Annotated in this window: 14 protein-coding genes; 4 read left to right on the forward strand and 10 right to left on the reverse strand. The window is 64.1% G+C overall.

Annotated features, from left to right (window positions below; translation table 11 throughout):
- Nucleotides 1–84: 84 nt before the first annotated feature.
- The 9 genes from V1471_RS07115 to V1471_RS07155 form a co-directional block, all read right to left on the reverse strand.
- Nucleotides 85–1,059, reverse strand: a complete 975-nt coding sequence (locus tag V1471_RS07115) for a molybdopterin-binding protein (RefSeq protein ID WP_434287652.1) — start codon at nt 1,057–1,059, stop codon at nt 85–87.
- Nucleotides 1,060–1,520: 461 nt separating this feature from the next.
- Nucleotides 1,521–3,653, reverse strand: coding sequence for an enoyl-CoA hydratase-related protein (locus V1471_RS07120; protein ID WP_434287653.1), 2,133 nt, complete (start codon nt 3,651–3,653; stop codon nt 1,521–1,523).
- Nucleotides 3,654–3,861: 208 nt separating this feature from the next.
- Nucleotides 3,862–4,068, reverse strand: a complete 207-nt coding sequence (locus V1471_RS07125; RefSeq protein WP_434287654.1) for a hypothetical protein — start codon at nt 4,066–4,068, stop codon at nt 3,862–3,864.
- A 34-nt stretch (nt 4,069–4,102) separates the two neighbouring features.
- Entirely contained in the window at nt 4,103–4,300 is a 198-nt protein-coding gene (locus V1471_RS07130; protein WP_434287655.1) for a hypothetical protein, read from the reverse strand.
- Nucleotides 4,301–4,377: 77 nt separating this feature from the next.
- Nucleotides 4,378–4,713 carry a TraR/DksA family transcriptional regulator gene (locus V1471_RS07135; protein ID WP_434287656.1) on the reverse strand — a complete coding sequence of 112 codons (336 nt, stop codon included), beginning with the start codon at nt 4,711–4,713 and terminating at the stop codon, nt 4,378–4,380.
- A gap of 174 nt (nt 4,714–4,887) precedes the next feature.
- Nucleotides 4,888–6,027, reverse strand: coding sequence for a FliM/FliN family flagellar motor switch protein (locus tag V1471_RS07140; protein ID WP_434287657.1), 1,140 nt, complete (start codon nt 6,025–6,027; stop codon nt 4,888–4,890).
- A 156-nt stretch (nt 6,028–6,183) separates the two neighbouring features.
- Nucleotides 6,184–8,877: an ATP-binding protein gene (locus tag V1471_RS07145; protein ID WP_434287658.1), complete on the reverse strand. Its 2,694-nt coding sequence runs from the start codon at nt 8,875–8,877 to the stop codon at nt 6,184–6,186.
- The gene (locus V1471_RS07150; protein ID WP_434287659.1) at nt 8,878–9,180 is read right to left on the reverse strand and encodes a hypothetical protein; all 303 of its coding nucleotides are present in this window, start codon (nt 9,178–9,180) and stop codon (nt 8,878–8,880) included.
- Entirely contained in the window at nt 9,173–9,571 is a 399-nt protein-coding gene (locus V1471_RS07155) for a response regulator transcription factor (RefSeq protein WP_434287660.1), read from the reverse strand. The genes V1471_RS07150 and V1471_RS07155 overlap by 8 nt, the downstream gene beginning before the upstream one ends.
- Before the next feature lie 197 nt (nt 9,572–9,768).
- On the opposite strand from V1471_RS07155, the gene V1471_RS07160 reads away from it, so the two are divergent.
- Complete coding sequence (locus V1471_RS07160; protein ID WP_434287661.1) at nt 9,769–10,134, forward strand: hypothetical protein; 366 nt, start codon at nt 9,769–9,771, stop codon at nt 10,132–10,134.
- A gap of 2 nt (nt 10,135–10,136) precedes the next feature.
- Here the strand turns inward: V1471_RS07160 and V1471_RS07165 are convergent, their stop codons facing one another.
- Entirely contained in the window at nt 10,137–11,477 is a 1,341-nt protein-coding gene (locus V1471_RS07165; RefSeq protein WP_434287662.1) for a short-chain fatty acyl-CoA regulator family protein, read from the reverse strand.
- 433 nt (nt 11,478–11,910) lie between these two features.
- On the opposite strand from V1471_RS07165, the gene V1471_RS07170 reads away from it, so the two are divergent.
- From V1471_RS07170 to V1471_RS07180, 3 genes are all read left to right on the forward strand, one after another.
- Nucleotides 11,911–13,251 carry an ABC transporter substrate-binding protein gene (locus tag V1471_RS07170; RefSeq protein ID WP_434287663.1) on the forward strand — a complete coding sequence of 447 codons (1,341 nt, stop codon included), beginning with the start codon at nt 11,911–11,913 and terminating at the stop codon, nt 13,249–13,251.
- A 176-nt stretch (nt 13,252–13,427) separates the two neighbouring features.
- Nucleotides 13,428–14,459 carry a branched-chain amino acid ABC transporter permease gene (locus tag V1471_RS07175; RefSeq protein WP_434287664.1) on the forward strand — a complete coding sequence of 344 codons (1,032 nt, stop codon included), beginning with the start codon at nt 13,428–13,430 and terminating at the stop codon, nt 14,457–14,459.
- Nucleotides 14,460–14,474: 15 nt separating this feature from the next.
- On the forward strand, nt 14,475–15,704 hold the full coding sequence (locus V1471_RS07180) for a branched-chain amino acid ABC transporter permease (protein ID WP_434290888.1): 1,230 nt from the start codon (nt 14,475–14,477) through the stop codon (nt 15,702–15,704).
- The last annotated feature ends 1 nt before the right edge of the window (nt 15,705 follow it).

Consider the following 15,705-nt stretch of genomic DNA (forward strand, 5'->3'; position numbering starts at 1 on the left):
TCCTATGTCGCGCGCCCCAGTCTGTACCTGACATGTCTCAATTTTCTGCAAATGCGAAAGGCTCTTGCAAGAAAAATCTTGCCCCTAGATCGCATTCGGGCCGGACTGTAGCCCGCCGACCCCGAGATCGGCCAAATCGTCATCGGAAATGCTGACACCGCAGACCAGCCGCTCGAGCACCCGATCCGCCCCGCAAGCGGCCGGGTCGCGCATCGCCTCCGGCAGGCCAAGGATCGGCACCGCCCCCAAACCGCCCGCGAACATCTCCGCCCCCGGCTCCACCGGAAGGCCAAAACGCGTGATCACCCCGCCCGCCTGCGTCACCGCCAGAGGGCCGACGTCGAGCAGATCGGCGGTCGGGCGCGCGGGCAGGATCAGAACCACCTCGCCATGGGCGGACACCAGCGCCTCCGCCAGCGTCTCCGCACGATGCGCCACGATCAGGCTTTCCGTCAACCGCAGCCCGAGACGGTCGAGCCTTGCCCGGATCGCCCCCTCGCCGCGCCCGTCCGGCACCGCGCCCACCACCGTCTGGATCAGCGTCACCCGCTCCGCCAGAACCGGCCGGAGCCGGATCATGTCCTCTCCTTCTGCGAGCACCCGCGACAGGGCGGAGCGGCGCAGAGCCAGCGGCAGCGCGCGCAGCACAGCCACCCTCTCCCCCGTCTGCACCCTCTGAAACTGCGGCACTGTGACGATGGAAAGCCCCGGGTCCACCCGGTTCATCCGCCTCAACCCCTCGGTATCGAGCCCGACCACCCCCGTGGCCGTGGCGGTCAAAACCAGCCGCCCGCCCGAAGGCCTGCCCCGCCGGAGCCCCGCATCCACTTCATGCGGCACCAGCGCCTCGGCCAGCCGCAACAGCGCATCCTCCGCGGCAATGTCATGCGGCTCCAGCTCGGCACAGATCACCTCGCGCAGCCCCGCCATGGTCAGCGCCGCGATCTCAGACGGGCCGATCACCGTGCCACGCGGCAACACCATGCCCGAGGGCAGCGCGGTATCGCGCCCGAGGCGCGTGCCCTTGGCCACCGCGAGCGGTCGCGGTCCGAACATCATGATCTGCCGTCCTTGCGCATGGTCGTCTTTCACCGGAGCCCTTCCCCTCATGCCATGACAAGGTAAACCGCCTGTCAACAGGGCCGCATAAATTCGATCCGCAGAAAAAAAGAGGCGCCGCAGGAGAAACGCAAACCCTGCGGCGCCAGTGTAGTATTCTGCCCACGCACAAAAGGCAGGATACGGCGCGGACGATCGGAAGGAGAGTCCGCGGGAGGAATGCAGGAGGCTGTGTCTGACTGCTGACGAACAGGTCCTGCGCTCGAGAACCTGTCTAAGGGAGCGGGCGACTCACAACCTTGATCTCGATCAACAGGGTATTTCTGTCTGGTATTGACCCGAATGCGACCGCAGCGAAAACCTGCGTTTTCTTGGGAAAAATGCGAAAAACCGGGAAAAACGCCCCGTCAAAAAAATCGCTAAAATTCGCGAAAAAACCTGAAAAACCGATGTGGCAAGCCTCAGAGAAGATTCAACTTCTCGAAATTGTCGCCATTCTTGGACAATTCATGCCAAAGTGTCGCAGGCTCCCAGATGTCCGGCGCCGCAACTGCAAAACCTTTCAGACGTTTCTCCGCCTGAAAAATCCCCATCAGATCCGCCGCCTTCATCGGCCCGCCGTGATAGCGCGGATAGCCCTTGGCCAGCATCATCACCACGTCGATGTCCACAGGGCGCATCACCACGCCCGCCTGCAAGAGCCGCGCGCCCGCGTTGGCCGCCGCCAAGAGAAGGCGTTCGGTAATGTCGCGATCGCTGAGCACCAGCAATGGCACCCCACCCTGCGCCCGCAGATCGGCAAGGATCGCCTCCGCCGTCCTGTCATCGGGCGCCTGCCCTTTGGCATAGTCGTAGAACCCCTGCCCGGCCTCCTTGCCGGTACGGCCCTCTGCGGCGAAAAACTGCGCCACCGCGCCCCGCATATGCGCGAGCCCCAGCGCGTCCATGGTCTCGCAGGGTCCGACGGGAAAGCCGTAGTCGCGCATCACCCGGTCGATCCGCGCCGGGCGCACGCCCATCAGCAAAAGCACATCCACCGCCGACCAGATCGCATCCTGCACCACATTGGCGATCAGCCCGTCGCGGGCGCGCAGCGTCACCGGCACCTTGCCGATGCGTTTCACGACCCCATGCGCCGTCACCAAGGCCTGTTTCGACACGCCGTCCCGCACGGCCAGTTCGACCACCCGGATCGCCTGCGACGGTGCAAAGAAATGCAGACCGAGAAAGCGTTCGGGGTGAGCCAGATCACGCGCCATCTGCGCATAACCGCGGTCGGCGACGGTGGCGAGCACGGTCTCTTCCGGCAGAAACTCTTCGAGCCGGGCCAAAAGCCGCGCCCGCGCCTCCGTCGGTGCCGCACTGGCCTCGATCACCAGCCCGGCGTCGCCGAGACTGTCCGTCCGGGTCGTCGCGGTGAACTGCGCCAACCGTTCCTGTCGCAGCTCGGCGGAGATCTGCCCCTGTTGTTCGGCGCGGGTGTAGGCCGTGGTAATTCGCTGTTCCGCCACCACAAGCTGGTCGGCGGCACTGCCCAGAAGGCGCACCTTGAGCCCGTGATCGAGCGCCGCAATCGCGATGCCCAGCGCCAGAGAGCCGGTGCCCACAATGCCAAGCTCCCCGATCTCCGCCGGGCGCAGCCCCTCGACCCCGTCGAGCCGCGCCGCACGGCGTTCAGAGAAATAGGCATGGCGCAACGCCTTGGCCTCTTCGCTGGCGAAACAATCGGCCCGCGCCACGCTCTCGCGTGCCACCCCGGCGTCGAACGGCAGGATCAGCGCCGCCTCGACGCAATCGACGATCCGCCCCGGCGCGCCGATCCGCGCCCCTTTGATCTCCGCGCGCCGCGCCGCAACCTCTTTCATATAGGCCGCCCCGTCCTTGCTCCCCCGCGTCACGTCGCGGGTCGGGCGCGGCCCGCGGCCTCCCGCCAGAAACCGCTCCGCCATGGCAATCGCCGCCTCGGCGGGGCTTTTGCTGTCGGCCATCTCATCGACCAGCCCGAGCTTGAGCGCCTGAGGCGCGGGCACCGGCCGACCGGAGAGCAACATCTCAAGCGCCACGCCCGGCCCCACCAGCCGCGGCAGGCGTTGGGTCACGCCGCCCGTCGGCACGAGGCCCAGCGTGACCTCCGGCGCACCAAGTCGGGAGCGCCGCCCGATCACCCGGTAATGCGCCGCAAGCGCGAGCGCGAACCCGGCTTCGAGCGTGCTGCCATGCAGCGCCGCGATCACCGGTTTCGGACAGGCTTCGAGGCGGTCGCAAAGCGTGTTGAGGCTCGGTGCAAGTTCCTCCGCCGCCAGCGTATCCGCCGGAAAGCCGGTGCAGAACGAGGTGCCCTCCGCCATCAGCACGATGGCCCCGACCTCCGGGTCGCTCTCCGCCGCCTCAAACGCCGCAAGCAAAGCACGGCGCAACTCGGGTGTCAGTGTATTGACCGGCGGGGACGAGAGGCGCAACAGCGCAATCGCCCCCTGTCGGTGGCTTTGGACAAGAGCGGCGGGCGCTCCGGACGCCGGATCGCCTTGCTTCTGCTCTTTCGGCATCGGCTCGTTGGACACTTGCTTTCGGGCCTGTTCCACTGCCTCACTCATCCGCGCCCCCGCACACCCTTTTGACCAGCCCTGCGTTTCGCCGCCCAGCGCCTCCGGTCCTTCGCTGTCACGAATGGCCTTTGCGCAAGTTATCCACAGGTTTTCCACATCATGCGGCGACGCCCGCCCCTTGGCAAGACGGCACACTCCCCACCCCGGGGATTTCCGGTCGGGAGATACGACACAGCGCCCGCATCAGAGCGGGACATCAGCCCTTGGGATAGAGATCGTCGGCGGAGCGGTCTTCCAACTCGGCCTCCAGTCGTACCAGATCCTCCGGCAGCGGCAGACCCAGCGCCGACAGTTCGGCCAGTTTCTCACGCAGGTTTTCCTGTAGGATATGGCGGTCCGTCGGACGGGCGGCAATCTCGTCGAGGATCATGTAAACCTGTGCTTTCAGGGCTTCGAACGCCATGGCCTATCCTTTCATCCAGTCGGAGACAGGCCGGTCACACCGGCATATTGTCCCACATGTCATCCGCATCGTCGTCGCCCCCGGCATCCGGGACCGCCTGAGGATACTCTGGCACCGACGCTTCGAGCTTGTCATGCAGTTTTTCCTTCAAGGCGTTGGCCGTGTCAGCGTCCTTCACGAGATCGTCGACGATCTCGTCGATCTCCGCCTCGGTCTTCGTTACTCGGGTCATCTCAACCTCCCTGATGAATTCCCACGATCTTCCTGTGACCTGCCCGGGCGACACTCTCCTCTGCGCTTGATCGCCCCTCAATGCCCTGCCGCAACTCGCGCGGCGCAATCGCGGCACATCGGCGTATAGGGCAGCACATCCAGACGCTGTGCGCTGATTTCTTCACCACAGACGGCGCAATAGCCGTATTCGCCCTCGTCGATGCGTTCGAGCGCCGCGTTGATCATCACGATCTCCGCCTTGCCCTGCGCCCCCATACCCTCAAGCACCTCGTCGCCTTCGCGTTCGGTGGCCAGTTCTTCCCAGTCCTTCGACTGATGCGCATCCAACTCGGCGTCGATCTCTTCGAGACGCCGGGTCAACTCGGTTTTGCGCTCCAGCAATTGCGCTTTTCTTTTTGCAAGATCGATCATCGCGGCTCCTCCTTGGACAACGAGCATCCTCCCAAACCGTCGCGCAGGCCTTGATTCACATCAACAGAAATCACGGTTTCCCCACATGAAACCGGTTCACACTGGCAGATCCAGCCCCGATCCCGCCGGATCGCGCAACGGATCGGACAGGATCTTCATTCCGGCCTCCCCGGTTCATTCCAAAGCCGGAAGCTCCCCCATCGCCGGAAAACCCTCACCGTCGCCAAGCGGCGGCAGATCGCCCATCGCCGGGAAATCGCCCAGAGCCGGCATATCACCGAGCGGGGGCAGTTCCCCCATCGCCGGAAAATCTCCGAGCGCAGGCAAATCCCCCTCCATCCCCATACCGCCCGGCATCTCGCCGGACAGCGCCGGGAATCCCTCCCCGCCCAGCGCCGCCATGTCGAAGCCGCCGCTTGACGACAACTCCGCCTCAAGCCCGTCGACATCCTCGGTCGCAAGCACCACCCGAAGCGCGCGTTTGCCGTTGATCTGGCCGAGCCGCGCGCGGCTGATCAACCGCTCGCCCGCGCGGAGTTCGACACGCGACAGCGCCTCGCGCGGGATCGGGATCATCATCCCCTCCTGAAGCCCCGCCACATCGGAAAGCCGCAGCGAGACCCGGTGCAGCACCGTGTCGAGCCGCGCCTCCGTCTTCATCACCGCCTCCTGAAAGGCCGCGCCGAAATCGTGGCCATGGCCCTGTGCCGGACCGCGTGCCACCGGCACATTCGGGAAGATCAGAAGGATCTCCCCTTCCCGCCCCTCGCGGCCCAAAAGCAGTTTCAGCCGGTAGAGCCGATAAGGCACATCGTCAAAGGCGATGGCGATGGAACGCGCCTCCCGCAACTGGGCGGCGGTATGATAGCCCGCAACCGCAGGCGGATCGGGCAACTCGGCCAATTGCGCCTCAAACAGCCGCAGCATCCGGTCGCAGAGCGGCGTACACATGACGGAATCTGTGGCGGTCGGCGGGCGGGCTTCGGGGGCGAGTGACAGAACCCGCCCCGCTGTTTGCTGTTCGACGATGGCCGCGACCGTGTTGCGGTCGAAAATCGCCAGCCCGTAGGCATTCTGCGGCCCTTCGAGCAAAGACAGGAGCGCATGCTCCGGCACCTCCCCCGGCAGGCGGGAAATCGCGCTTTTCTCCTCGCTGACCTCAAGCACCTGAAGCACCAGCCCGATCGTGTCCTCCGCCGCCTTGGCCGCCGCGATCCGAAGCGCCTTGGCGGGCGACAGCGGCTGAACGTCCGGCGGCGGGCGACCGACGCCCGCCTTGCGGCGCATTGCGGAAATGATGTCGGCATCGGACATGGTAGCGGGCAATCTCGCACAGAATTCGCTCGGACTCTCCCGTCCTTTTTCGCCGCTCAAAGTAAACAAATCATTGAAGCGGAGCGGAATTCTTTAAAGAAGCGGAGCGGAATTCTTTAAGGAAGCCGGACGGATTTTTACCGCAAATCCTCCGGCTTAGCCGCGCGCACGCACCCGCGGCAGGGTGATGCGGAACGCCGCCCCCCCTTGCCCCGGCAAATAGGCGATGGTGCCGCCGAGATTGGCGACGATCTCGCGACAGATCGCAAGCCCGAGCCCCGCCCCGCCCGCCTTGGCGTGATCGGTGAGGCGCGAGAATTTCTCGAAAATCACCGTCTGCTTGTCTTTCGGAATGCCAGACCCATTGTCGATGAAATCGATCTGAAGCCGATCGCCGCCCAGCCGCCGGGTCTCGATCCGAAGTTCCGGGACGGGTGCATCGCAATATTTGCGGGCATTGGCGATCAGGTTGATAAACACCTGCGCCAACCGGTCCGGGTCGGTTTCAATCGCAATATGTTCGGCGATCTCGTTGCGCCGGATCGCCATCGCGCGGCCCTCCGCACTGGCGTTCACTGCCCTGGAAATCACGTCATGCAGGTTGTCGCGCGCCCAGTTCAGGCTCACCTGCCCGTTTTCCAGCACCGACAGATCGAGAAGATCGTCGAGCAGACGGGTCAACCGCTGGGCCTCGTCGTGGATGATCGTCGAGAACCGCTCAAGGCTCGCCGCATCGAGATCGCCCGCAGCGCCGCCGTCGCGCAGGATCTCGGAAAACGCCCGGATCGAGGTCATCGGCGTGCGCAGCTCGTGGCTGATCTGGCTCAGGAAGGCGTCCTTCTGGATCGACAGCGCGGTGAGTTTCTCGTTGGCTTCCCGGAGCTTGCGCGCGGTGCGGCTCAGTTCTTCGGATTTCAGCTCAAGCTGGGAGGAATATTCCATCATCTGCGCCGTCTCGTCGGCCACCGCCATCAGATCCTCGACGGAGACGACCACGCCCCCCGCAATCTGGCCCAGCATGGCATGGGCCGTGGCCGCCCCCACAGAGCCCGCCAGCTCGCGCTCCAAACGCTCGATGAATTCGGGCGTGGTGTCGGGCAGATAGCCCTCCTTGCCCTGCGCGAGCGCCTCGGATTGAAACAGCGCCTGCGCCTCGGACGGGCCAAGGATACGCTGCGCCATGACCAGCAAATCCTCCGCCTCGGCAAAGCCATGCGACCAGCTGCGCGTCGAGCCGGAATGCTCGAAGACATTGACGAATTGCGCGCCTTGCAAGCGTTCGACGGGCCGCGGGAAGGAGAACAGCGAGCCCAGCAGAAACGCCAGCGTGTTGAGCGCCAGAGACCAGCTCACCGCATGCACCACCGGGTCGACCCCGGTGACGCCGAACAGCGCCTGCGGACGCAGAAGCGTCAGGCCCAGCGGCCCGTGCTCCAAAAGCTCCGGCGTGAACCCGGCGGCGGCCCCGAAGGACGGCAGGAACATGGTGTAAGCCCAGACGACGAACCCCGTTACGACACCGAGGATCGCCCCCAACCGCGTCGCCCCCCGCCAGAAGATGCCGCCCAGCATCGCGGGCAGGACCTGCGCCACGCCGGTAAAGGAAATCATGCCGATGGAGGCCAGTGCTTCCGAGCCGCCGGAGAAATGGAAATAGAGATAGCCCAGCACCAGCACGCCGAAAATCGACAGGCGGCGGGCGTAAAGCACCACGCGGCGCACATCGCCCGACACGGTCGCACCGCCCTTGCCCTGCGCCGAGAGCCAGATCGGCATAACGATGTGGTTCGACACCATGGTCGAAAGCGCGATGGCCGCGACGATCACCATGGAGGTGGCGGAGGAAAACCCGCCGAGGAAAGACAGCGTCGCCAGCACGCGCTGATCGGACTGCAACGGCAGGGTGAGGACGAACATGTCGGGGTTCGCCCCTGCGGGCAGCACCTCGAGCCCCACCACCGCGATCGGGATCACGAAGAGCGACATGCCGAAGAGATAGAGCGGAAAGGCCCAGCCCGCGGTGAACAGGTGGCTTTCGTCCGAATTCTCCACCACCAGCACCTGAAACATCCGCGGCAGGGTCAAAAGCGCCGCCGCCGACAACATGGTCAGCGCGATCCAGCGCGTGCCCTGAATCGGGTGCTGCGCCACCGGCGAGGCGTCGATCTTCGCCATCAGATCGCCAAGGCCGTCGCTCAGCCCCCAGACGACAAACACGCCCACCGCCACGAGGGCGAAAAACTTCACCACCGCCTCGAGCGCGATGGCGGTCACCACCCCGTGGTGGCGCTCGTTGGCATCGAGATTGCGCGTGCCGAACAGCGCCGTGAAGACCGCAAGCCCGACCGCCACCCAAAGCGCCGTCTTGTCGAGATCGGGCAGCACCGCACCCGACGGATCATTGACCCCGAACACCGCAAAGGACAGCGCCACGGATTGCAACTGGAGCGCAATATAGGGCGTCGTGCCGATCACCGCCAAAAGCGTCACCAGCACGCCCAAGGTGGTCGATTTGCCGTAGCGCGAGGAAATCAGATCGGCGACCGAGGTGATCCGCTGCACCCGCCCGATCCGCACCAGTTTGCGCAGAATCCACCACCAGCCGATCATCATCAGAGACGGGCCGAGATAAATGGTGACGAACTCCAGCCCCGAGCGCACCGCATAGCCCACCGCGCCGTAAAACGTCCAGGCGGTGCAATAGATCGACAGCGACAGCGTATAGATCAGCGGCGAACGCAGCCAGCCCAGCCGCCCGGCTTCGGCACGCTTCTCGGCCCAGAAGGCCACGACGAACAAAAGCGTCGCATAGCTCAGACAGGCGAGGACGAGAATGTTGAACCGCAGCATCTAGCGCCCGCCCCCCGCATCCGGGCCCTTCTGCGCCGTCACACGCTCCGTCGCGGCCTCGCCCTGCGACAACCGTCGGGTGAGCAAAGCCGCCGCCACAAGCCCCAGCGCCCAGACCACGAAGACATGCAGAAAGGCTCGCGCCCCCGCCCCGACCGGTTGGTCCGTGCCCTCTCCGCCCCACAAGAGCGGCAAGAGCCAGAGCCCGAACATCAGAAACGGCAACAACCGCAGCGCATCGATCAGCCGTCGCCGCCGGTAAGACGCCCGCGCAAGATAAAGCGGCCCGCGCCGCTCAGCCATGCCCCTCACCGGAGGCTTCATCAGAGGCGCCCGCCAGACGGCGCACGGTTTCGAGCATCTCGGAATTGGAAAACGGCTTGGTCATGAAACAGGACACACCCGCAGCCTCAGCCATGTCGCGGTCCTTTTTCTGGCCGCGCGCGGTGAGCATGAGGATCGGACGGGTGGCATGGTCGGCATCCGCACGCAGGTCGCGCAGGATGTCGAAACCGGATTTGTTGGGCAGCATCACATCGAGGATCACCACATCCGGACGCTTGCGCCCCACGGCCTCCACCGCCGTCGCCCCGTCGGAATGGGTCTCGACGGTCCAGCCATCGCGCGACAGGATAAACCGGATCGCCTCGATGATGTTCGGCTCGTCCTCGATCAGGAGCACGCGCTTGCCCATGATTGCCCTCTTCTCCCCCTCATGTGCCGCACCTTATGGCGATTTGTCGCGGGTGTGTCAAAAAATTGTGCCAAACACGTCCACGCGGGGCCAATTCACCCTCTCCTCCACACGTCGCTAACGCGTGCAGCCCGCATTCATGATTTCCTGCCCCAGACCCTGATCGCTTCATTCTTACTGAGTAAAGGACTTTTCACATGACGCCCCCAGAAACCAGCACCCTGCCCATCGACTCCACGAGCCAGATACAACGCTATCAAGTCGTTTATGGCTTCGGAGACATTCCCGATCCCGTCAACGACCCGCTCCAGATCCTCGTCTACATCCATGACAGCCGTCAGGATGACGCGGGCAATTATTTTCGCAACGAACTTTTCATCCTGAAGGACGACAAGCACGGCACGCTGCCGGATGCTTATCAATTTCCCGACGGGCGCATCCGCTTCTTTGCTTTTGAGAGCCAACTGCCCTCTGTCCTGACCTTGCTGCGCAGTTTCGACATGTTATGGCTCAAGACAAAGGGGGGCCGCGTTTCCATCGTCAGCGGGACACACGCTTACTGACCTCACCCCTCCTCCGGCTCCTCCAGAATCATCGACGGTTCGCGCCGCGCCGGGCAGTTCATTCGCGCACAGACCCGACAGGAGGTCCCGACCCCCAGCACCTCCGCCTCGCGCGGCGTGATGTCGAGCCGCTCCAGCGGGATGAACAGCATCGTCGCCTCCACGACCTCGGGGGCCTCGAAGCTCTCAGCGCGCTGCGGCTGGGCGATGGCATAGGCGAGGAAGCGCCGCGCGGGCTGGCCCTGTTGCTCCACCACCCGGCGGATCGGCACCATCGGCCTCAGGAGCGCCTGATAGAGCGGCCAGAGCGGACAGGCCGCCCCGAAACGCGGCGGCGCGAACCCGTCCAGCGGTTTGCGGTAAGTCAGCGCTCCCGAGCCGTCGCAGATCGCCAGCCCCGTCGGCACCCGGTTCTCGAAGGCCGGAAGGCTCGCCAGCCGACGCATCGCCGCCGCAAGATCGACCCCCGCCCCCTGTGCCAACGCCGCCGGGTCCGGGCCGTGTTCCGCGATCAGCTCCTCCACCATCGACAGCGGCATTTTCTCCGCCTCCGCCCGCGCCCTGAGCACCCATTTGCGCGCCAGTTGCCGCGCGGGCGCCGAGCGCAAGCCCCCCTCGCCCGTCAGCTCCGGCATCATACCGCGCTCCAGCTCCGGCAGGGCGAAATCCCGTGCCGCGAGCCAGGCCTCGACCTCTTCGAGCGGGGAACTCAGCGTATCCTCAGATTGCCCGACGCTGTCGAGATAGCTCACCAGCGCCTGCGAGCCCTGCGCAAGGCGCTGGCTGTCCTCATAAAGGTTGCGGTGAAACCGCGCCTGCCAGTCCCGGTCGATCTCGCCCATGCCGTTCAAAATCCCCGCCGTCGAGCGGATCGCCGTCACGGTCGAGAGCACTTCATGCAGGCTGTCGGAGAGAAACGGATCATGCGCCAGCCGGTCGTTCAGCGCCTCGATCCGCCGCTCGAGCGCTGTGATCCGGTCGCGCTGCGCCACCACCAGCGCGGCCCAGCCGGGAAACCGACCGGCGAATTCCTCGGCCCGCTCCGCCTCCGGCTCGACCGCCGCCCTGCGCCCGGGCCGCGCGGACGCAAGCCCGTTGCCCGCCGCGTCCTGCAACCCCTCCATCAGAGGCACATCCGCCCCCTCGGTCAAAACCGACGGCTCGACCCCCAGCGCGCGCGCCAGATCGACCAGAAGCTTGCCGCCGATTCTGCGCCGGTTGTGTTCGATCAGGTTGAGATAGGCGGGCGAGATGCCCACCGTGCGCGCCAGATCGGCCTGTTTCAGCCCCTCGAGCGTGCGCCGTTCACGAATACGCGTGCCTGTCAGTGCCGAACGTGGCATGATCCCCCCCGAAGCTCTCGCCAGAGCGCTCCCGCCTCTGGCCTTGGCGTTTTCACCTGCGTCATGAAATCTCGTCGCGATTTCAGCTCACTGCCGCGCCCGCAAACACCGCTCTTCTGCGCCTGCGGGAAAATGCATTTACATTGTATGCAAATGCATTGTGTAATTCTTAACAAAAAAATCATTGTTTCCAAGCCACTTGTTGCCCGGTTTTCGATCCACCCTCAATAATACCCCCATCCCGTTTACATACCCGCTGCGCCGGGTGCCGTCCGCAAGTCACGGACCGGAAAACGGGTTTTGCGCATCGCCCGGGGATCGGGGAGGACCTCCGGGCGATGCGCCAATTGCCAGATAAGGCCGTACAACTCAGGCCATACAACTCAGGCCATGAACCTTCAGGCCACATGAAAAACTCAGGGAGGAGTTTTCAATGACCAAAACCGATCTGACGCGCCGCCGCGTGTTGAAATCCGGTGCCGTCGCGGGCGCGGGTCTCGCGCTGCCGACGATTTTCACCTCCGGCGCCTCTGCCTTTACCAACGAACCGATGGGCGGCACCGTGACGCTCGGCTTCAACGTTCCGCAATCCGGCCCCTATGCCGACGAGGGCGCCGACGAGTTGCGCGCCTATCAGCTTGCGGTCGAGCATCTCAATGGCGAGGGCGACGGCGGTATGCTCAACACCTTCAGCTCCAAGGCGCTTGAGGGCAACGGCATCCTCGGCAAGAAGGTCGAATATGTCACCGGCGACACCCAGACCAAATCCGACGCGGCGCGCGCATCGGCGAAATCCATGATCGAGAAAGACGGCGCGGTGATGATCACCGGCGGCTCGTCTTCGGGCGTGGCCGTGGCGGTTCAGGGCCTGTGTCAGGAAGCGGGCGTGATCTTCATGGCCGGGCTGACGCATTCGAACGACACCACCGGCAAGGACAAAAAAGCCAACGGATTCCGTCACTTCTTCAACGCCTATATGTCCGGCGCGGCCTTGGCCCCAGTGCTCGCGGCGCGTTATGGCACGGATCGCAAAGCCTATCACCTGACCGCCGATTACACTTGGGGCTGGACGCAAGAGGAGAGCATCGCCGCCGCGACCGAAGCGCTCGGTTGGCAGACGGTGAACAAAGTTCGCACACCGCTCGGCGCGGGCGATTTCTCCTCCTACATCACGCCGGTGCTGCAAACCGACGCCGATGTTCTGATCCTGAACCATTACGGCGGCGACATGGTCAACTCGCTCACCAACGCGGTGCAATTCGGCCTGCGCGACAAGATGGTGAACGGCAAGCAGTTCGAGATCGTCGTGCCGCTGTTCTCGCGTCTGATGGCGCGCGGGGCTGGCGAGAATATCAAGGGCATTCTCGGTTCGACCAACTGGCACTGGTCCCTGACCGATGAAGGCTCGCAGGCCTTTGTGAAATCGTTCGGCACGAAATACGGCTTCCCGCCGTCGCAAGCCGCGCACACCTGCTACGTCCAGACTCTGCTCTATGCCGATGCCGTCGCCCGCGCCGGATCGTTCAACCCCTGTGCCGTCGTCGAAGCCCTCGAAGGCTATGAGTTCGACGGTCTGGGCAACGGCCCGACGCTCTACCGCGCCGAGGATCACCAGTGCTTCAAAGACGTGCTCGTGGTGCGCGGCAAGGAAAACCCGACTTCCGAATTCGACCTTCTCGAAGTGGTCGAAATCACCCCCGCCGCCCAAGTCACCTATCCGCCGGATCACCCGATGTTCGCGGGCGGCGCTTTGGGTGAGTGCAACGCGGGCTAAACCGTTCCACGCACTGGGCAAACACCCCACTTCATTGGGGGCTGAACCGCAAAGCGGCAGCCCCCACCCCCCCTCACAAAAAGCTGCGGGTCTTCCGCCGCCCAGCCCGCGCGCGGGATCGGGAAAGCTTTGCCCGCCGGGGACCCACACAGGACACAGGGAAGGACGGCACGTCCATGGAAACCATCCTCTTGCAACTGCTCAACGGGCTGGACAAGGGCTCGGCCTATGCGCTCATCGCGCTGGGGCTGACCTTGATTTTCGGCACTCTGGGCGTGGTGAATTTCGCCCATGGCGCGCTCTTCATGATCGGGGCCTTCTGCGCCGTCACGCTGTCGCGCCTGCTGAACCTGTCGTTCGAGACCGTCGATCCCACGCGCACCGATTTCCTCGGCAACCCGCTCAAGGTCAAAACCCCCTATGTCGAGGCGTGGTTCGGCCCCGATTTCGGCCATGCGCTCATCGACTGGTCGGTGCCTCTGGCGATCCTGTTCTCGATCCCGATCATGATCGCCGTCGGCTTCATCATGGAGCGCGGGCTGATCAAGCATTTCTACAAGCGCCCCCATGCCGATCAGATCCTCGTCACCTTCGGGCTGGCCATCGTGCTGCAAGAGATCATCAAATATGTCTACGGCGCCAACCCGATCTCCACCCCCGCCCCCGACGCTTTCAAGGGCAGCTTCGATTTCGGCGCGATGCTGGGCTTCGACCCGAACCTGATCATCTACCCCTATTGGCGTCTGATCTATTTCGGCTTCGCCGCCGTGGTCATCGGTGCAGTGTTTTCCTTCCTGCAATTCACCACCTTCGGCATGGTCGTCCGCGCGGGCATGGCGGATCGCGAAACCGTCGGCCTTCTGGGCATCAACATCGACCGCCGCTTCACCCTCATGTTCGGCCTTGCCGCCTCTGTTGCGGGCATGGCGGGCGTGATGTACGCGCCGATCCTCTCGCCCAACTATCACATGGGCATGGATTTCCTCGTGCTCTCCTTCGTCGTCGTGGTCGTGGGCGGCATGGGGTCGCTTCCGGGTGCCGTCGCCGCAGGCTTCCTCTTGGGCATCTTGGAGAGCTTCGCCTCGATGAACTGGATTAAGGACATCATCCCCGGCATCGACCAGATCATCATCTATGTCGTCGCCATCGTCATCCTGCTGACCCGTCCGCGCGGTCTGATGGGCCGCAAAGGCGTGATGGAGGAATAAATCATGAAAAAGAACATCCTCGGGCTGAACCCGAAAGACACAAAATTCCTGCTGATCGTCGTCTTCCTGACGCTCTTCACCCCGATCCTGTTGCAACCCTTCGCGGCGGGTTCCGAGCTTGCGCAATTCAACGGCGGCTACCCCGACCTGATGCAGAAAATCGCCATTTTCGGCATCTTCGCGGTCGGTTTTAACATCCTCTTCGGCCTCACCGGCTACCTGTCCTTCGGCCACGCCGCCTTTCTCGGCATCGGCTCTTACGCCGCCGTCTGGATGTTCAAACTGCTGACGATGAACGTCATCCCCGGCATCCTTCTGGCCATGGTCGTCTCCGGCCTCTTCGCCGCCGCCATCGGATACGTCAGCCTCCGCCGCTCCGGCATCTATTTCTCCATCCTGACGCTGGCCTTCGCGCAGATGTGTTACAAGATGGCCTATTCCGTGCTCACGCCTTTGACCAATGGCGAAACCGGCCTGCAACTCACGCTGAATGACCCGCGCATCCTCGACGGCGCGCAGCAAGGCAGCTCTCTGCCGGTCACCAACATCTTCGGCCTCGCGATGAATTCCTCTTATAAATTAGAGGCTTTAGGCCGGGTCTTCACCTTCAATGTCGGCTTCTATTTCTGCGCCGTGATCGCGATCCTCGCCTTCTATGTCGCCATCCGCCTGTTCCGCTCTCCCTTCGGCATGATGCTGCGTGCGGTGAAATCGAACCAGCAGCGCATGACCTACACCGGGCTCGACCCGAAACCCTACACTCTGGCGGCCTTCGTGATCTCCGGCATGTATGCGGGACTTGCGGGTGGTTTGCTCGCTGCGATGGACCCGCTGGCGGGTGCCGACCGGATGCTTTGGACCGCCTCGGGCGAAGTGGTGATCATGACCATCCTCGGCGGCGCAGGCACGCTCATGGGGCCGGTTCTGGGCGCGGGCGTGATCAAATATCTCGAAAACATCTTCTCCAAAATCAACGAAGGCGTGCTGCACGACTGGTTCTCCTTCCTGCCCGACGGTTTGGAGGATGTGGTGATCTGGGTCTTCGCCCGCTTCACCGGCGAAGGCTGGCACCTGACCCTTGGCGTGACCTTCATGCTGGTGGTGACCTTCCTGCCGGGCGGGCTGATCGAAGGGCTGAGACGTCTCGCCTCGCGCCTCCGCAACGGCTCGCAGAAGCGCGACAAATACGACAACCCGGACCCGGAACACCGCCCCGATCCCGGCAAACGCGTGGCAGGAGAATGAA

The organism is Celeribacter sp. SCSIO 80788 (assembly GCF_051054295.1).
In the GTDB taxonomy this organism is placed as follows: Bacteria; Pseudomonadota; Alphaproteobacteria; order Rhodobacterales; family Rhodobacteraceae; genus Celeribacter.

What these genes read in the sequence shown, in the direction of transcription:
- V1471_RS07130 (WP_434287655.1), bottom strand. Translation starts at nt 4,300, where the DNA reads ATGACCCGAGTAACGAAGACCGAGGCGGAGATCGACGAGATCGTCGAC.
- V1471_RS07165 (WP_434287662.1), bottom strand. Translation starts at nt 11,477, where the DNA reads ATGCCACGTTCGGCACTGACAGGCACGCGTATTCGTGAACGGCGCACG.
- V1471_RS07155 (WP_434287660.1), bottom strand. Translation starts at nt 9,571, where the DNA reads ATGGGCAAGCGCGTGCTCCTGATCGAGGACGAGCCGAACATCATCGAG.
- V1471_RS07160 (WP_434287661.1), top strand. Translation starts at nt 9,769, where the DNA reads ATGACGCCCCCAGAAACCAGCACCCTGCCCATCGACTCCACGAGCCAG.
- V1471_RS07170 (WP_434287663.1), top strand. Translation starts at nt 11,911, where the DNA reads ATGACCAAAACCGATCTGACGCGCCGCCGCGTGTTGAAATCCGGTGCC.
- V1471_RS07175 (WP_434287664.1), top strand. Translation starts at nt 13,428, where the DNA reads ATGGAAACCATCCTCTTGCAACTGCTCAACGGGCTGGACAAGGGCTCG.
- V1471_RS07125 (WP_434287654.1), bottom strand. Translation starts at nt 4,068, where the DNA reads ATGGCGTTCGAAGCCCTGAAAGCACAGGTTTACATGATCCTCGACGAG.
- V1471_RS07150 (WP_434287659.1), bottom strand. Translation starts at nt 9,180, where the DNA reads ATGGCTGAGCGGCGCGGGCCGCTTTATCTTGCGCGGGCGTCTTACCGG.
- V1471_RS07115 (WP_434287652.1), bottom strand. Translation starts at nt 1,059, where the DNA reads ATGATGTTCGGACCGCGACCGCTCGCGGTGGCCAAGGGCACGCGCCTC.
- V1471_RS07120 (WP_434287653.1), bottom strand. Translation starts at nt 3,653, where the DNA reads ATGAGTGAGGCAGTGGAACAGGCCCGAAAGCAAGTGTCCAACGAGCCG.
- V1471_RS07140 (WP_434287657.1), bottom strand. Translation starts at nt 6,027, where the DNA reads ATGTCCGATGCCGACATCATTTCCGCAATGCGCCGCAAGGCGGGCGTC.
- V1471_RS07145 (WP_434287658.1), bottom strand. Translation starts at nt 8,877, where the DNA reads ATGCTGCGGTTCAACATTCTCGTCCTCGCCTGTCTGAGCTATGCGACG.
- V1471_RS07135 (WP_434287656.1), bottom strand. Translation starts at nt 4,713, where the DNA reads ATGATCGATCTTGCAAAAAGAAAAGCGCAATTGCTGGAGCGCAAAACC.